Origin of the sequence: Furfurilactobacillus cerevisiae (assembly GCF_048961765.1) — a bacterium.
Classification (GTDB): Bacteria; Bacillota; Bacilli; order Lactobacillales; family Lactobacillaceae; genus Furfurilactobacillus; species Furfurilactobacillus milii_A.
This window is the reverse complement of the sequence record NZ_CP185253.1, coordinates 2,630,234-2,645,482: the sequence shown is the minus strand read 5'-3', so window position 1 is coordinate 2,645,482 and position 15,249 is coordinate 2,630,234. Positions and strand designations below refer to the sequence as shown.

10 protein-coding genes are annotated in these 15,249 nt (G+C 44.8%); 8 read left to right on the top strand and 2 right to left on the bottom strand.

The features are described from left to right. The first annotated feature begins 17 nt into the window (after positions 1–17). From dapA to ABUE36_RS13045, 4 genes are read left to right on the top strand one after another with little or no spacing between them, the layout of a single operon-like run. Positions 18–932, top strand: coding sequence for a 4-hydroxy-tetrahydrodipicolinate synthase (gene dapA / locus ABUE36_RS13060; RefSeq protein WP_161001901.1), 915 nt, complete (start codon positions 18–20; stop codon positions 930–932). A 3-nt stretch (positions 933–935) separates the two neighbouring features. Next, on the top strand, positions 936–1,724 hold the full coding sequence (dapB, locus tag ABUE36_RS13055; RefSeq protein WP_161001902.1) for a 4-hydroxy-tetrahydrodipicolinate reductase: 789 nt from the start codon (positions 936–938) through the stop codon (positions 1,722–1,724). Positions 1,725–1,763: 39 nt separating this feature from the next. After that, entirely contained in the window at positions 1,764–2,960 is a 1,197-nt protein-coding gene (locus tag ABUE36_RS13050; protein ID WP_421016878.1) for an aminotransferase class I/II-fold pyridoxal phosphate-dependent enzyme, read from the top strand. 42 nt (positions 2,961–3,002) lie between these two features. Next, positions 3,003–4,070: an aspartate-semialdehyde dehydrogenase gene (locus tag ABUE36_RS13045; protein WP_421016877.1), complete on the top strand. Its 1,068-nt coding sequence runs from the start codon at positions 3,003–3,005 to the stop codon at positions 4,068–4,070. A gap of 95 nt (positions 4,071–4,165) precedes the next feature. On the opposite strand, the gene ABUE36_RS13040 is transcribed toward ABUE36_RS13045, so the two are convergent. Then, positions 4,166–5,653 (bottom strand): DUF4097 family beta strand repeat-containing protein, encoded by a 1,488-nt coding sequence (locus ABUE36_RS13040; RefSeq protein WP_161001905.1) that lies wholly within the window; start codon positions 5,651–5,653, stop codon positions 4,166–4,168. After that, positions 5,640–5,996, bottom strand: coding sequence for a PadR family transcriptional regulator (locus tag ABUE36_RS13035; RefSeq protein WP_161001906.1), 357 nt, complete (start codon positions 5,994–5,996; stop codon positions 5,640–5,642). The genes ABUE36_RS13040 and ABUE36_RS13035 overlap by 14 nt, the downstream gene beginning before the upstream one ends. Positions 5,997–6,335: 339 nt before the next feature. On the opposite strand from ABUE36_RS13035, the gene ABUE36_RS13030 reads away from it, so the two are divergent. The 4 genes from ABUE36_RS13030 to addA all read left to right on the top strand — a co-directional run bounded on the left by ABUE36_RS13030 (position 6,336) and on the right by addA (position 15,203). Then, entirely contained in the window at positions 6,336–6,899 is a 564-nt protein-coding gene (locus ABUE36_RS13030; RefSeq protein ID WP_161001907.1) for a helix-turn-helix domain-containing protein, read from the top strand. Positions 6,900–6,917: 18 nt separating this feature from the next. Then, positions 6,918–7,124: a DUF3923 family protein gene (locus ABUE36_RS13025; RefSeq protein ID WP_421016876.1), complete on the top strand. Its 207-nt coding sequence runs from the start codon at positions 6,918–6,920 to the stop codon at positions 7,122–7,124. Positions 7,125–7,762: 638 nt separating this feature from the next. Continuing rightward, on the top strand, positions 7,763–11,371 hold the full coding sequence (locus tag ABUE36_RS13020) for a PD-(D/E)XK nuclease family protein (RefSeq protein WP_161001909.1): 3,609 nt from the start codon (positions 7,763–7,765) through the stop codon (positions 11,369–11,371). Beyond that, positions 11,358–15,203 (top strand): helicase-exonuclease AddAB subunit AddA, encoded by a 3,846-nt coding sequence (gene addA / locus ABUE36_RS13015; protein WP_161001910.1) that lies wholly within the window; start codon positions 11,358–11,360, stop codon positions 15,201–15,203. The genes ABUE36_RS13020 and addA overlap by 14 nt, the downstream gene beginning before the upstream one ends. The last annotated feature ends 46 nt before the right edge of the window (positions 15,204–15,249 follow it).

The following is a 15,249-nucleotide window of genomic DNA, read 5'->3' as shown; positions in this document are numbered from 1 at the left end:
ATAGGGAGGAATTTAAAATGTTTGAACAAAATGATTTATTAACAGCGATCATCACACCATTTACCGAAGATGATCATATTGATTTCGAGGCATTAACGCGATTAACAAATATGCTCATTGAAACTGGTTCACGCGGGTTTGTCATCGGTGGGACGACGGGTGAGACACCAACGCTAACGCACGAAGAAAAGATTGAACTCTATACCCGTTTTGAACAGATTGTGGCCGGTCGTGGTGTCGTTATCGCTGGGACAGGCAGCAATAATACAGCTGCGACAATTGCCCTAAATCAGGAAGTCGATGCGATTGACGGGATTGATGCGACGTTGGTCGTTGTCCCTTATTACAACAAACCTAATCAACGGGGGATGATTGCTCATTTTACAGCGGTTGCTCAAACTGCTACTAAGCCGATCGTCATTTACAACATTCCTGGCCGAACTGGTGTCAACATGACCAACGAAACGATTCTCCAACTTGCACAAGTGCCGAACATCAGTGGTGTTAAACAGTGTGGTAGTGATGCAGATTTGGCGGCGTTAATTAATGATGCGCCGACAGGTTTTGCTGTTTACAGTGGCGAAGATGCCCAAGCGTTATTAGTGAAGGCACTGGGTGGAACTGGCGTTATTTCCGTTGCCAGTCACGTATATGGTCCAGCTATGCGACAGGAATACGACGCACTAGAACAAGGTAATGTTACACGTGCCGGTCAGATTCAACGTGACTTGATGCCAAAGATGGCTGCGTTATTCATGTATCCATCACCATCACCAGTCAAGGCCGTTTTAAATGCTCAGGGACTACCGGTTGGTAACCCACGTTTGCCAATCGTTCCTCTGAATGACACTGAGCAAACCATTTTGGCACAACGCTTAGGCGTTCACCAACTAAGCGATATTCCGTTGGCAGAAAACACGGAGGCGGTATAGAAAATGAGTGAGTCAAAGATTCGTGTTATTGTCGCTGGCTTTCGTGGCAGTATGGGGACTGCTAGCTGCCAGGCAATTTTAAACGATGAGCGGTTTGAATTGACTGGTGTGTTTGATCCTCATGCTGCACTAACGGACGGGAATGACACACATTTGCCAAGCCAAGTTGTCGTTGCCACTACGGAAGACGAGTTGCCTGAGGCGGACGTTTGGTTAGACTTTACAACGCCCACTGTAGTTGAACACAACGTTGAAGTGGCCCTGCAACACGGGTTAGTCCCATTGGTTGGCACGAGTGGCTTAACGACAGTACAAATAAAATCATTACAAGCATTGGCTGCCTCAGCTCATTTAGGTGGGTTGATCGTTCCCAACTTTGGATTGTCAGTGGTGTTACTAACTCAGTTTGCTAAACAGGCGGCTAAGTATTTTCCGAACGCGGAGATTATTGAAATGCACCATGCCGATAAACGGGATGCACCATCTGGTACGGCCGTTGCTACTGCCCATGCAATCGCCGCTGGTCGGCAACAACAGCCAGATCCCGATCATACTGAAAGCAGCGTGGATGGCGTGCGTGGCGGAATTGTCGACAACGTTCCGATTCATGCAGTCCGGTTGCCTGGTTATCTAGCACATGAACAAGTGTTGTTTGGCGGAACGGGCGAAGCGCTGACGATTCGGCAGGACACGTATGATCGTGAGTCATTTATGGTTGGCGTCAAGCTAGCATTGAGCAAAGTGACAACATTAACAGAATTAAAGGTTGGTTTGGAACAGGTTTTAGATTAGCGTCGTACCGCGAATTGATACGGTCAAAGGAGAATGTATATGCCAGAATTAGAAGCTCAGTTAACGGGGATGACACGGCCCGTGTTTGACCAAATTGTGCCATCAGCGATTCGTCAATTTGATAATCAAATAAAGGATATTCCTGGCATCCTGAAATTAACGCTTGGTGAGCCAGATTTTAACGCGCCAGACCATGTTAAGCAGGCGACCATCGATGCAATCAATCAGAATCGCTCTCATTACGCACCGGCTGCCGGGTTACCAGAGCTACGAGAAGCGATTAGTACATACTTAACCAAATTGAATCAGGTTACTTACGATCCCCAAACGGAAATATTGGTAACAGTGGGTGCCACAGAAGCGATTGCGGCCGCGATGGGAACTGTTTTGGGAGCGGGCGACGAGGTGATTATTCCAACACCCATTTTTCCGTTGTACATTACGACTGCCCAGATTGATGGCGCTACGCCAGTGTTGGTTGATACTTCAGCAGATGACTATGTATTAACACCGGCTCGGCTAACGGCTGCATTGGCTGCCCATCCGCGTGCAAAGATGTTGGTTTTGAATTATCCAACCAATCCAACTGGTGTCACTTACACAGACTCGCAGTTGCAAGCATTGGCCGCAGTGATTCGTAAGCATAAGTTGCTCGTGTTGGCTGATGAAATCTATTGTGAATTAGCCTACGACCAGCCTCATGTATCCATTTCCACATTGTTACCAGAGCGGACAATCGTGATTAATGGCGTTTCCAAGACGTTTGCCATGACTGGTTACCGGGTTGGTTACTTAGCGGCACCGGCTGCACTAACCCAGCAGATTGCCAAACTACATGGCGCCTTGGTTACCACCGCACCGACACCAATGATGGCGGCGGCCACTGATGCTTTGCAACATGGGGCAGCAGACACGGCAGCCATGAAGGCTCAGTATCACGAACGTCGTGATTTTCTGGTACAGGCGCTCAATCAACTGGGCTTTACCACGGCTCAACCAAATGGCGCTTTTTATGTGTTTGCCAAAATACCGGCAAAGGAACAAGATGACCGAACTTTTGCACTTAAGGTCGCTCAACAGGCAAAGGTAGCCGTTGTTCCAGGCAGCTGTTTCGGACCTGGTGGTGAAGGCCACGTTCGGTTGTCATACGCCGCCGACATGGACAAATTGCAGGAAGCTGTCAAACGACTGGCAGCCTATCGTGCCAATAAATTATCGGTTGATGTTTCGGCTTAACTAAATGATCGAGTGGAGTGAAACTTGAAAGGAAGCAATTTAATGCAATCATTTAATGTCGCAATTCTTGGTGTTACTGGTGCAGTTGGCACACGGATGTTACAACAATTGGAAAAGTCTGATATCGCGGTTGATCGATTGGTGCTGTTGGCATCAGCACGTTCAGCTGGTCAAACACGCACCTTTCGTGGCCAGTCTTATACGATTGAAGAGGCCACAACGGACTCGTTTAAAGGTATCGATATTGTCTTGTCGTCAGCTGGCGGTTCAGTTTCCAAAGCATTGCTACCAGCAGCGGTGAAGGCAGGAGCCGTTTGTGTCGATAACACCAGTGCCTTTCGGATGGAGCCGGATGTCCCTTTGGTCGTGCCTGAAGTGAATCCAGAAATGTTGAGTCAGCATCAAGGTATTGTTGCCAATCCAAACTGCAGTACCATTCAAATGGTTGTTGCGTTGGCACCGATTGATCGTCAGTATAAGTTACATCAAGTCCTAGTTTCGACTTATCAAGCGGCTTCTGGTGCTGGTCAACGGGCAATGAACGAGTTATTCGATGAGGCCCAACAACGTCATGAAGGCGAAGAGGAGACGGCTGCCATCTTACCCGTCAAGGGTGCTGAACATCACTATCCATTGGCGTTTAACTTGTTGCCACAGATTGATGTCTTTGAAGATGATGGTTTTACTCACGAAGAATGGAAGATGATTCACGAAACTAAAAAGATTTTGCGTGGCGACATGAATGACACAGAACTCAAGGTGTCTGCAACCTGTGTCCGCGTGCCTGTGCCAATTGCCCATGGTGAAAGCGTTTATTTTGAAACGCACCAAACACCAGCTGTACCAGACATGCAGGATCTACTGGCACATTCAAAGGGTGTCGTGCTGCAGGATGATCCCGCACACCAAGTTTATCCGCAACCGATTAACGCAGCTGGTCATGGCGAAACGTTTGTCGGCCGGATGCGAGCAGACCGGGAAAATCCAGGCGCTTATCACATGTGGGTCGTTGCTGATAACCTACTTAAAGGGGCAGCATTGAATGCGGTTCAAATCGCACAGGAACTGATTAAACGTGATTTAGTGCGTGTTCCTGAAGTAACTAAATAAAGTGCAAAAAACATCACGCTGATTTTTTAATATCAGCGTGATGTTTTAGGTTACTTTGATTACATGATGTTGAAACAATTAACCAGTTAATGAGACTAAGAAACGTGGATCGAACTCGACTTAGTTGCCGCAGTGACATAGAAATGAGGGTCATCGCCGACAGCACCATCTTTGAAGTTAGTCGTATTGTGATCGTAGATGGCGTTGTCAGGACCGGTGATAGAACCACTCTTGGCGTCTAAGTCAAAGTTATACTCGACGCCCTTAGCGAATTCTAGTTTGATTGAACTGGAGTGCGCTGTGGTATCAAGGTTGCCAGTGAGGTCACTGAAACTTAGGCTAATTGACCCTGAATTGGCGTTGAACGCACCAGCACCGATTAAGTTAGTGCCGCGGACAGAGCCTGAGTGTGAGTCAACATCGAACTTAGCAACCGTAGTGTCAGCCAAACGAATTGAACCGCTATGAGCACGAGCACGTAATAGACCCGCAACAGTGGTTTGCTTAATGCGAACGGAACCAGAGGATGCGTTGACATCCAAATCTTTAAAGTGGGCACCATTAATGCGAATGGAACCACTGTTTGCTTCCAAACGAACCTGGTTCAGAGCACCGGTATGGCTGAAATTAACGCTGCCTGAGGCACTGTTAACCAGTAAATCACCTGCAAAGGATGCTGGAATGAGTAGTTGAACACGAACCCGCAGTGGTAACAGGTGAGGCCGTGATCCGTTATAAATCGACAGGGTACCATTCTCCAACTTAGTTTGTGCAAGATAGCTGTCATTAGCACGATTCATGTATTCCCGGAAGATGATGTGATCATCATCGGGATTGCTTAAAATTCGGACGCTACTGTCAGCATATTTAAAGTCGATTCGCTGAACTTGATCGGCAGAAAATTGTTGTTCGTTGGCAAGCGCTAAACTGTCCACGTAGATTTCAGTATCGACCGGTTCTTGTTCATTAAATTGCTGATCGAAGTTTGAAAATGTGTCGTCATTGGCATGGGGATCGAACTTGTCAGTATGTGGTTGCTGCTTTTTTTCCGCAAACGAACCGGCAACTGTTTTGCCGCCGTCCGTGTGAATGCCACGATTGTCGATTACAAGATTACCCATCCGAATACCGTCGTTTGTGACAGTAAACGTACCGTTATTGATGTTGATGCCATCGCTATCAATATTCACTGCTTTGCCACCGTTAACTTTAATACCATTGTCGTCGATGCTGAGCACTTTGCCACCATCGATAATTACCTTGCCATCAGCAATATCGATGTGGTGACCGTGACTGTAGGCATGCTCATGTGACGTTTGTTTGGCATCGTCGGAATGAGTATCTTGATCAGTAGCATTTTTTTCGGCGTTAATTTCATCCACTAAGTCGTCGAGATTGCCTAATCCTTCAAAAGCTCTGTTGACGGCGTCCGTGATGGTGGCGCCTTTTTTTTCATTGTCGTGGGCGGCCTCACTTAAATCAGCAGCCAACTCTTCACGTAATTCATGCATTTCTTCCGTGTCAGGATAAGCCTTAAACGTTTCATCCAAACGCCGGTTAACCATCGTATCAATTGTGTCCATTGTCATCAATCCTCCCGGTAATCAGGTCATCAATAATCTTTTTGGCAAACGCCCAGTCTGCGACGTTTTTTGCGAGTAGGCGGGTACCTTGTTCGGTTAGTTTATAGTATTTTCGGCGGCCACCCTGAGTCTCGTCGCCCCAATAGCTTTCGATATCACCATTGCGTTCCATGCGGCGAAAAGCAGTGTATAAAGTGGCTTCGTTTAATTCATATGCATCGTGGCTCAGTTCGCGGACGGCCTTAGCAATTTCATAACCGTAACTGTCGCCCTGGCTAAGAATATTAAGAATGATGGTCGTCGTGTGTCCCCGAATGATATCTTTAGAAATTTCGGGTTTCATGAATGCACCTCCAGTAGTTGTTCGTTTGATTGAGTATAATTTATCACCAATTACTGTGTGTGTCAAAGTATTGTTTAAGGTTTTCTGTTCAAGTTTCAAATGCAGCCGCCTAGTTACTGTGCTCACTGTTGACGGCCCTGTCGCTGAGATAGTGGACAATTTCTTTGAAATACCTGATACTCGTAAATTAAAAAATTGGTGCAATTCTATTCACATCAATGCTAATGTATAACTTAGCAATTATGATTTCATTTTGGTCTACAAACACTGTGCTAATGCGGATGCAAGCGTTCCTTGCTCGTCAATGAAGCAAGCTACTGGTACCTTTTAGGAGTGAAGATGATGCAAACAAAAGGTGAAATTCTCTCGGCCAATTTAAAGAGGGCACGTAATCAATTACGGCTCACACAGTCTGAGGCTGCTAAACAACTAAATGTTTCACGTCAGGCTATTTCTAACTGGGAGACAGGGCGCAATCTGCCAGATGTTTTATTGCTGCAACAAGCGGCAGACGTCTATCAAACGTCTGTTGACGCATTGATGAATGCTTCCGCAGTGACAACGATATCGGCTAAGTTCTCAAAAGTCTTGATCGTAATCGCAGAAACTATCTTGGTAACTATTCGGATGACACAGTTATCCACAATTGCTGGTCTAAGAATGATGGATGGTTTGATTGTGATTGTGGCAATGTTGCTATTTATATTCAAGATTAGAAGAACGCAACTTGTTTCTGCAACGATATTGATAGGTGTGTTAAACCTTATTGCCGCGTGGCAGTCGCAGATCGACTTAAATTTTGGCATGCGATTTGCTTGTTTTGTAGCAGGCATTTTGCTGCTGTTACAAGCTATTATTGGTTTGACTAGGAGGATCACTGAGAACCATCATTTTCAACATTGATGTTCGGGGTGGTTAGCGATGAAACGATTGTGGTGGTTGGTGACTATTATCTGGAGCTTTCTGCTTGGATGCGCAGTGGCAATTGTCATGACACGTACGGTGGATGGGGCAGGTGTGACACAAACGCCTGCGTTGCGAATTATTTCACTGGTAATCTTAGGGATAGTTATTGCTTTCGTTTGTGCCTGTCAATTGATTTGGTGGCTAATTATGCGCCGGCATTGAGACCTTAATTTAAATCAGACCAAAAAGCCGCCCATCAATTAAGGTGGACGGTTTCTCTGTCATCCGGTCATCGCAAACATCTCATGACGCTGTTGCCAAGTTGATCTTTGCTCACGGATTACTGCCGGTCACACACCGGCTGTTTAATTGTGCGACCCCGCGGGAGTCACTTATATTGGTGGCGGATTCTAGGTTGCCGCCTGCCTGTTATCAGCTGATGAACAACTTCATCCAACTGACCCTGTGGTTCTTAGGAAGGAATCTTTCTAAGGCCAACGCTTTTTTCGTGGTCATGATTCACTCACTGGCCATTCGTCTAAGCGTCTAATTGTAATGGGATGTTCGCTCCCTGGACGATGTTTATCAGAACAATACCATTTCACGGTGAAGTGACTTCATGATGTCTAACACCAACCATTCAGACACGTAGTCCAAACTGTGTTCTAAACTCATTAAAGGCCAACTTCCTTCCTCACTTAGAAGTATAGCAAACGTTGAATGAAAGCGCTACCATTATTTACTATTTTCGATATTAAAATTTAAATCGAACAAATGTTTGTACATCTATTTCACCGAGAATCAGATTCGGGTAAAATGGATACAACGAGTTAGTTCCGCAGAAGAAAGGGGCAAAAAACGTGTCGTTAAACTTTATTTTGGGCCAAGCCAAATTTGATCATCGTCAGGAAATGATTGAGCAAATGCGTGCCTCCATGGCTGAGCATCCAAAAGATCAATACTTCGTTTTGGTTCCTAACCACATTAAGTTCAATGCTGAGGTTGGTGTATTAAATGCATTGAAAGAAGCCACGGATAAGACGAACCAGTCACTCTATGCAAATGGCCAAATTCAAGTATTTTCGTTTACTCGATTAGCTTGGTATTTTATGAAAAACACGCCGACTTATCAACTACCGCGTTTATCAAACGCTGGGTTAAGTATGCTGATTTATCACATTATTGCGCAACACCAGGCTGAATTGACCGTTTTTGCCGGTGAACTTAACCAAACCGGTTTTATTAATCAGCTGGTTCGCCAATTTTCCGAGTTAAAGGTCGGTCAGGTTAGTGCGGCGGATTTGCAACATATCGCGGGTTCTTTGGAAACTAGTGAACAGGCAGATCTAGGCGGCAAACTCCATGATTTGGCAATTGTATATGAGGCATACACAGAGACTTTAAGCGGCAATTATGTCGATAATGCTGACCTAGTGAACCAGTTAACTGATTTTTTGGCGCAGGGCAATGAACTTAAACACGCCCATATTTATTTAGACGGATACGCTACTTTTTCTGCACAGGAACAACAATTAGTCACCGTAATGATGAAACAGGCTGCTTCGGTCACCGTTTCGTTGGTTATGCAGCGTGCTCCGAAACAAACGCCTGAATTAGGTGATCTATTTTATGAGCCGTCATTGACGTATTTGAAACTAGTTCAGTTAGCTCGTGAAAACCAGATTCAGATTAAGTTAGACACGACTGCTAAGAAATTGCGGGTAAGCACTGAATTAGCTAAGTTAGACGATTATTGGGTCGCCAGCGTTCCCGCCAAACGCCTGCCGGTTGAGCAACTCTCAGCTCAAACGAATTTACGTGTGTTCACTGCTGAAACACGTTTGGACGAACTTAACCAAGTTGCCCGCCAGATTCGAACGATGGTTGCCCAACAGCCTGAACGGTATCATTATCGTGACTTTTTAGTGTTGAGCCGACATTTAGCACCGTATGAAAACTTTGTTGGTCCAGTGTTTGATCAGATGGAAATTCCTTATTTCGATGATTCAGACAAACCGATGGACAAGCACCCACTGATTGAATTAATCAGTGCTTTATTTGACGTACGCGACCATTATTACCGTTATCAAGATGTGATGCGGTTGTTAAAAACGGAGCTGTTAATTCCCCGTACATTGGGACAGGAAATGTCAGTCAAAGATTTTCGACAGGCGTTGTCGCTAACGGAAAATTGGGTATTGAAAACCGGTATTGAGGGCTCTCGTTGGGTTGAAAAAGAAGATTGGACGTATTGGCGTTTACAACATGTCGATGATGAGACCCTCACGGAAGCAGACGTTGAGGTTCAACGTCAAATAAACGTTATTCACCATTTCATTGGGGCCGTCTTGCCCCCCTTTTTCAAAAAATTAGATAAAGCCACTAATGGTACCGAGACAGCCAAGATTTTGTATCAGTTTTTAGCTGATAATGGGGTGATTGATTGCCTGAATTCATGGCGGGTAACGGCTACCGATAACGGAGACTTAGATCGTGCAAGCCGCAATGAGCAGGCATGGAATACATTTACCGGCATTTTGGACGAGTATGTCAGTCTCTTAGGAGAGGCTGCTGACTTTGATGTCGATGAATTTGCTGCGTTGCTGTTGAATGGATTCGAAGGCACCAATTATACTCAAATTCCGGCAACCTTAGACCAAGTGACTATTTCAGAAACGGGAATTGTCCAACTAAATGATTATCAGGTTGTTTTCCTAATCGGGGCTACTGATGATGTTATGCCAGATCAGGTCGCTGAAAGTAGTATTTTAACCGATGGTGATCGAGACCGATTAGCCCCTAAACTCGCGGATAATCAATTTTTAACGTTAAGCGCGGGTACGCGAATGACATTTGATCCATATATTAACTACATGGGATTCCTGACAGGATGCCAGCAATTGATCTTATCGTATCCGCAAGGAGGAACTGATGAAAACGGCCTTCAACCGTCACGCTACGTCACGAGCATTGTGAACCACTTTCAATTGCCTGTCGTTACCTACACCGCCACTCCAAATGTGGCAACGCAGCAAGCCAGTGCACTGCAACCGTTTATTGGCTCGCCACGATTTGCACTGACTAATTTGATTAAGGTTAGCTATCAGGCCAAAGAGACCCAGTTACCGTTGCCAAAGCCATGGGTGTTCGTGTACCGCTGGTTGCGATTGTCTTCCGTTAAAACGTTAACGGATCAATTATTAGCGGGAATAGATTACCGAAATACACCACAACCATTACGGCCTGATATTGTACAAGGTCTTTATGGTGATCAGTTAAATACTTCCATTTCACAGCTTGAGACATTCTATAGAAATCAGTATGAGTACTTTCTTAAGTTTGGGCTACGTTTAAATGAACGAGATGAATTCGAATTATCTGCCGCTAGCACTGGGGAGTATTTCCATATGGCGCTGGATCAGCTGATGAAGTTGGTAGTCAGTCGGCAACTAGATTTAAGTCAGCTGAGTGAATCTGCCATCAATGATCTCGTAAGTGAAGTGATGCCAACGGTCAATGACCAACCGCAATTTGCTATTCTTAACAGTTCCCACCGCATGGGATATATTCGCAATCAGTTAATTGAAACCATCAAACGGATGGCGACGGTTATCGGGCAACAACAGCAAATTACGCCGATGCGGACGTTAGCTACGGAAGTATTGTTCGGCCATGTTGGGGCGGATTCAGGGATGCCAGCTTTGTCGTTCAAACTGCACGGGGATCGTCACATTAACGTGCGTGGAAAAATAGACCGAGTTGATGGAATGAATGTTGGCAGTAAAGAATACTTGAGTGTTGTGGATTATAAATCTGGCCGACGTACATTTGATTTTGAGCAAGCCTACTACGGGCTATCAATGCAGATGCTGACGTACCTTGATGCCCTTCGCCAAGATGCCGATTCAGTGAGCCCTAGTCAGTTAAACTCACTAGCAGGTGCTTTATACCTACACATTCAAAGTGCAGGCATTTCGCTAAATAAACTGGGTAAGGGTAAACGTTTGGACCTAAATGACTTGGCATCTATCAGCGATGCGTTGCTGTCAGCCCACAAGTACCAAGGTGTGTTGGTTGCTGATCCTGTCATTCTGACAAACTTAGATCAGGACATTGCAGATGGCGGCCACTCAAAAGTTTATCCATTGGCTCTAAAAAAAGATAAAACATTGTCCGCGACGGCTAAGACAGTCATTACTGCTGAACAACTGAATGATTTATTGTCATACGAGGAACAACTCATTGTTAACGCGGGTAATCAGATTTTTGCCGGATCAGATAAGCTCAATCCATTCCAAAATGCCCGCAAACAGACAGGGTTGCAGTATTCACCATACACTGCGGTTATGCGATTTGACGCAATGCTACCTGAAAATCGCTATCACGTGTTGGATAAATTAACGCCAGCAGATGTGCTTCATCGCATTGATCCAAAGCAACAGGAGGATGATAAAGATGGCAACAACTAAGTTAAATTTCACACCGGCCCAGGATGCCGCCATTCATCATGCCGGCCACAATGTTTTAGTTTCAGCTTCAGCTGGTTCTGGGAAAACCCGTGTATTAGTCGAACGTGTAATTACCAAATTATTGGATGAGAGCAATGATACAGACATCACTAATTTACTGGTGGTGACGTTTACTAATGCAGCAGCTAAAGAAATGCGTGACCGTATTCAAACCACATTAAGGCGTGAAATAAATAAAAATGACGGTGAAGATGCCGACAGTAACAAACGGCGTCGTCAGCTGTTACATCAGTTAAATCTGCTTGGCAGCGCCGATATTAGTACCTTGGACGCATTTTGTTTGCGACTAGTTCAGAAATACTATTATGTCATTAAACTTGATCCAGTTTTTCGTCAGCTGGCCGATGAAACAGAAGCCCAGTTACTAAAAGAAGATGTTTGGGGCGATTTACGTGAAACCTTGTACGCCAACGATAATAATGGTCGATTTGCTGAGCTAACCCGTAATTTTTCTAACGATCGTGATGATGAGGGATTACAGGACCTAGTCTTTAGACTCGCAACGTTTGCCACTGCAAAAGCTAAGCCTGATGCATGGCTGGAGAGTTTAGTCAATCAGTACAAATTATCCGATGGAAGTCTTTGGGAAAGCGATTTAGCGCAGCAATACATCCAGCCGAGTGTGACCAGCGCAATTCAACAGTGTTTGGCAGATATTCAAACGGCTAATAACATTGTTGCTGGTTTCTCAAGTGATGACTATATTGCCAAGTGGCAGAAGGTCCTAGCGCCCTTAACCGACCGATTTACAAAGTTGCAGGATGAACTAACGACGACAAACTGGGATTCACTGCGAGATGAATTGGCTAGTGTTGATACTGGTCGGGCACCTGGGCTAAGAAAATTAGAAGCCGATGATCAACGTGTTCATGATCAGTTAAAAACGTTACGAGGTGGTTTGAAAAAGCGCCTAGAACAGCTAATTGATCGTTACTTTGTTTTAAACGAAGCTGACATTAAAAAGGTTAACCAGCATGCGAGTGAATTAGTTGCGCAACTTGCTGACGTGGTAAAGCAGTTTATGTCAGCCTTTGCAGCTGCAAAACGTCAACGACACTTAGTTGACTTTGGTGACCTAGAACATTTTGCGTATCAAATTTTGCAAGATGACAGTGTCCATCAAGAAATTACGAAAAAGTATCACGAGGTACTCGTTGATGAATACCAAGATATCAATGAGCTGCAAGAATCAATTTTGCAATCAGTGGCTAGCCAGACGGCTGGTCACGGAAACATGTTCATGGTGGGCGATATGAAGCAATCAATTTATCGCTTTCGCTTGGCTGATCCAACGTTATTTTTAAAAAAATATAATACGTTTGATACTCATGACCAATTGGCCGAAAAGCCAAATAGCGATGGTGAGCGGATTATCCTGGCCGATAATTTTCGTTCGATGAAGAATGTTGACGCCTTTACAAATTTGATTTTTTCACAGTTAATGGACGAATCTCTTGGCGAAATGAATTATGCCGGGGATGCTGAATTGCAATATGGACCAAAGGATTATCCGGAGAAGGATGTTCCAAAAACGCAGGTTATGATTTATGAGAGCGGCACTGACGATGAGTCTGCGGATAGTGATGATGACGAAGAGGACGTCACTGACGCTTTGACCATTAATGATCGCGCAGAAGGTCAAATCGTGATGGTAGCAGCTAAAATTCGTGATATGGTAGCCGAAAAGACACAAATTTTTGATCGCCAGCAAGGCACCAATCGAGACATGACGTATGGGGATGTCGCATTACTTGTTCCAACCCGTAACAACAATCTGTTACTTCAAGAGCAATTTGCTAAGCTGGGGGTTCCTCTAGAAGTCCGCGATACTGCGAATTACTTCCAAACAACCGAAATTCAAATTATGATGGCTCTTTTACGAATTATTGATAACCCATACCAAGACATTCCATTAGCAGCTGTTTTGCGTTCTCCGATTGTCGGTTTAAATGAAAATGAATTGGCCTACCTACGCATTCAAAACAAAACAAGTGATTACTACCAAGCCCTGCTGGATTTTGAACAACGTGTTCAATCAGAACCTGATAAGATAGGTGACTTTGGTCAGCGTGTCCATGAACGTTTGCAACGTTTTTTAAAGCAGTTAGATCACTTTAGGGATATTGCTCGTCAAAATCAGTTGGTAACGTTAATCTGGACTATCTATCAAGATACTGGCTTTCTTGATTATGTTGCCGGAATGCCAGGTGGACAACAACGGGCAAGTAACTTACATGCACTATACGCACGGGCAGCTGATTATGAAAACAGCAGCTTTAAAGGCGTCTTTCAGTTTGTTCACTTCATTACGGAAATGCAAAAACGCGATAAGGATTTGGCTGAGGTTAATACGACAAGCAATGACAATGCTGTTTCAGTAATGACAATCCACGGTAGCAAAGGCCTGGAATTTCCAGTGGTATTTGTCATGGACGCGTCCCACGGTTTCAATCTATCGGATCAGCGGAGCGCTGTGGTGTTGGACGACCATCTTGGTATTGGAATCACGTGGTACGATCAAAGTCGTCATTTGAAGATAGATACACTGCAGAAAAAATTGGTTGCCAGCGAGTCACTCAAAAAGACTTTATCTGAAGAAATGCGGGTGCTGTACGTTGCTCTGACACGAGCACAACAACGTTTGTTTGTGGTTGGCACGTATAAGGATCAGGATGATCTATTAAAGCATTGGCAAAAAGCAGCTAACAATGCGGCCTTAACGTTAAATACGACACTAAGATCGGAAACTAAGAACTTCATGGATTGGATTGGGATGGCTCTTTTACGATTGCCGTCAGTGGCCAAACAATTAGGAGTGGATGACTTTGTGATTCCGTTGTCGTCTGAGGTTGTGAACGACACGCGGGCGGATAGCTTCGAATTGGTCTTAAAAACGAAAGCTGATTTAGAGGCTGCCGGCATTTTACAAGCAGCGGATGACGAACAACAAACTTACTTGGATGAATTACGTGAAACGGCCAAACAAACCAAGTTTGGTGACCTTAACGTTGATGCGTTAGAGCAGGTATTGTCTTTTAGCTATGCAAACGAAGCCGCAACGAAAACGACTGCGTATCAATCTGTCTCAGAATTGAAGCGATTGTTCGAAGAACCCGACCAGAATCAGTTTGGTACGCTGGAATTAGACGATCAGGCCAAGGCTCGGTCACGGGTTACTAACAACGAATTAAGGACACCACAGTTTATGCAAACGGTCACGGCGCCGAAGCCTACTGAGATTGGGACAGCGACTCATCTAGTTCTGCAGGAAGTAGACTTAAGCGCTGGTCAACCTAGTCCCGAAGACTTGCAGAATCTTGTTAATCAACTGGTTAAAGATCATGTGTTGACTGATGCGGTGGCTTTGAAAATCAACTTGTCTCAGATTGAGAGCTTCTTTCACAGCGATTTAGGCAAGCAGGTGCTTGAACATGCGAATGAGGTTCATCGTGAAGCGGCCTTTTCTTTGCTAATACCTGCTTATCAGTTATATCAGGGCATTCATCAGCCAGAAGATGAGACGAAGGCTGAGCAAGTGCTCATTCACGGAATTATCGACGGTTATTATATCAAGGATGACGAGGTCACGTTATTTGATTACAAGACTGATTATATTGACCCTGCACATCAAGATGAGGGACTTCAAAAGTTGGTTGAGCGCTACCGAGGCCAATTGAACCTTTACGCTGCCGCGCTGACAAACATGACTAGATTACCTGTAACGCACAAAATTCTTTACGCGTTAGATGCCAGCCGACCGATTGAAATATAAATAAAAAACTGATTTTCTTGATGACTTACACGTTAACTGGCGTAAG

Bases quoted from the DNA above. Each gene is read 5' to 3' on its own strand.
- addA (WP_161001910.1), top strand. From the start codon at position 11,358: ATGGCAACAACTAAGTTAAATTTCACACCGGCCCAGGATGCCGCCATT.
- ABUE36_RS13030 (WP_161001907.1), top strand. From the start codon at position 6,336: ATGATGCAAACAAAAGGTGAAATTCTCTCGGCCAATTTAAAGAGGGCA.
- ABUE36_RS13050 (WP_421016878.1), top strand. From the start codon at position 1,764: ATGCCAGAATTAGAAGCTCAGTTAACGGGGATGACACGGCCCGTGTTT.
- ABUE36_RS13025 (WP_421016876.1), top strand. From the start codon at position 6,918: ATGAAACGATTGTGGTGGTTGGTGACTATTATCTGGAGCTTTCTGCTT.
- ABUE36_RS13045 (WP_421016877.1), top strand. From the start codon at position 3,003: ATGCAATCATTTAATGTCGCAATTCTTGGTGTTACTGGTGCAGTTGGC.
- dapB (WP_161001902.1), top strand. From the start codon at position 936: ATGAGTGAGTCAAAGATTCGTGTTATTGTCGCTGGCTTTCGTGGCAGT.
- ABUE36_RS13040 (WP_161001905.1), bottom strand. From the start codon at position 5,653: ATGGACACAATTGATACGATGGTTAACCGGCGTTTGGATGAAACGTTT.
- ABUE36_RS13035 (WP_161001906.1), bottom strand. From the start codon at position 5,996: ATGAAACCCGAAATTTCTAAAGATATCATTCGGGGACACACGACGACC.
- dapA (WP_161001901.1), top strand. From the start codon at position 18: ATGTTTGAACAAAATGATTTATTAACAGCGATCATCACACCATTTACC.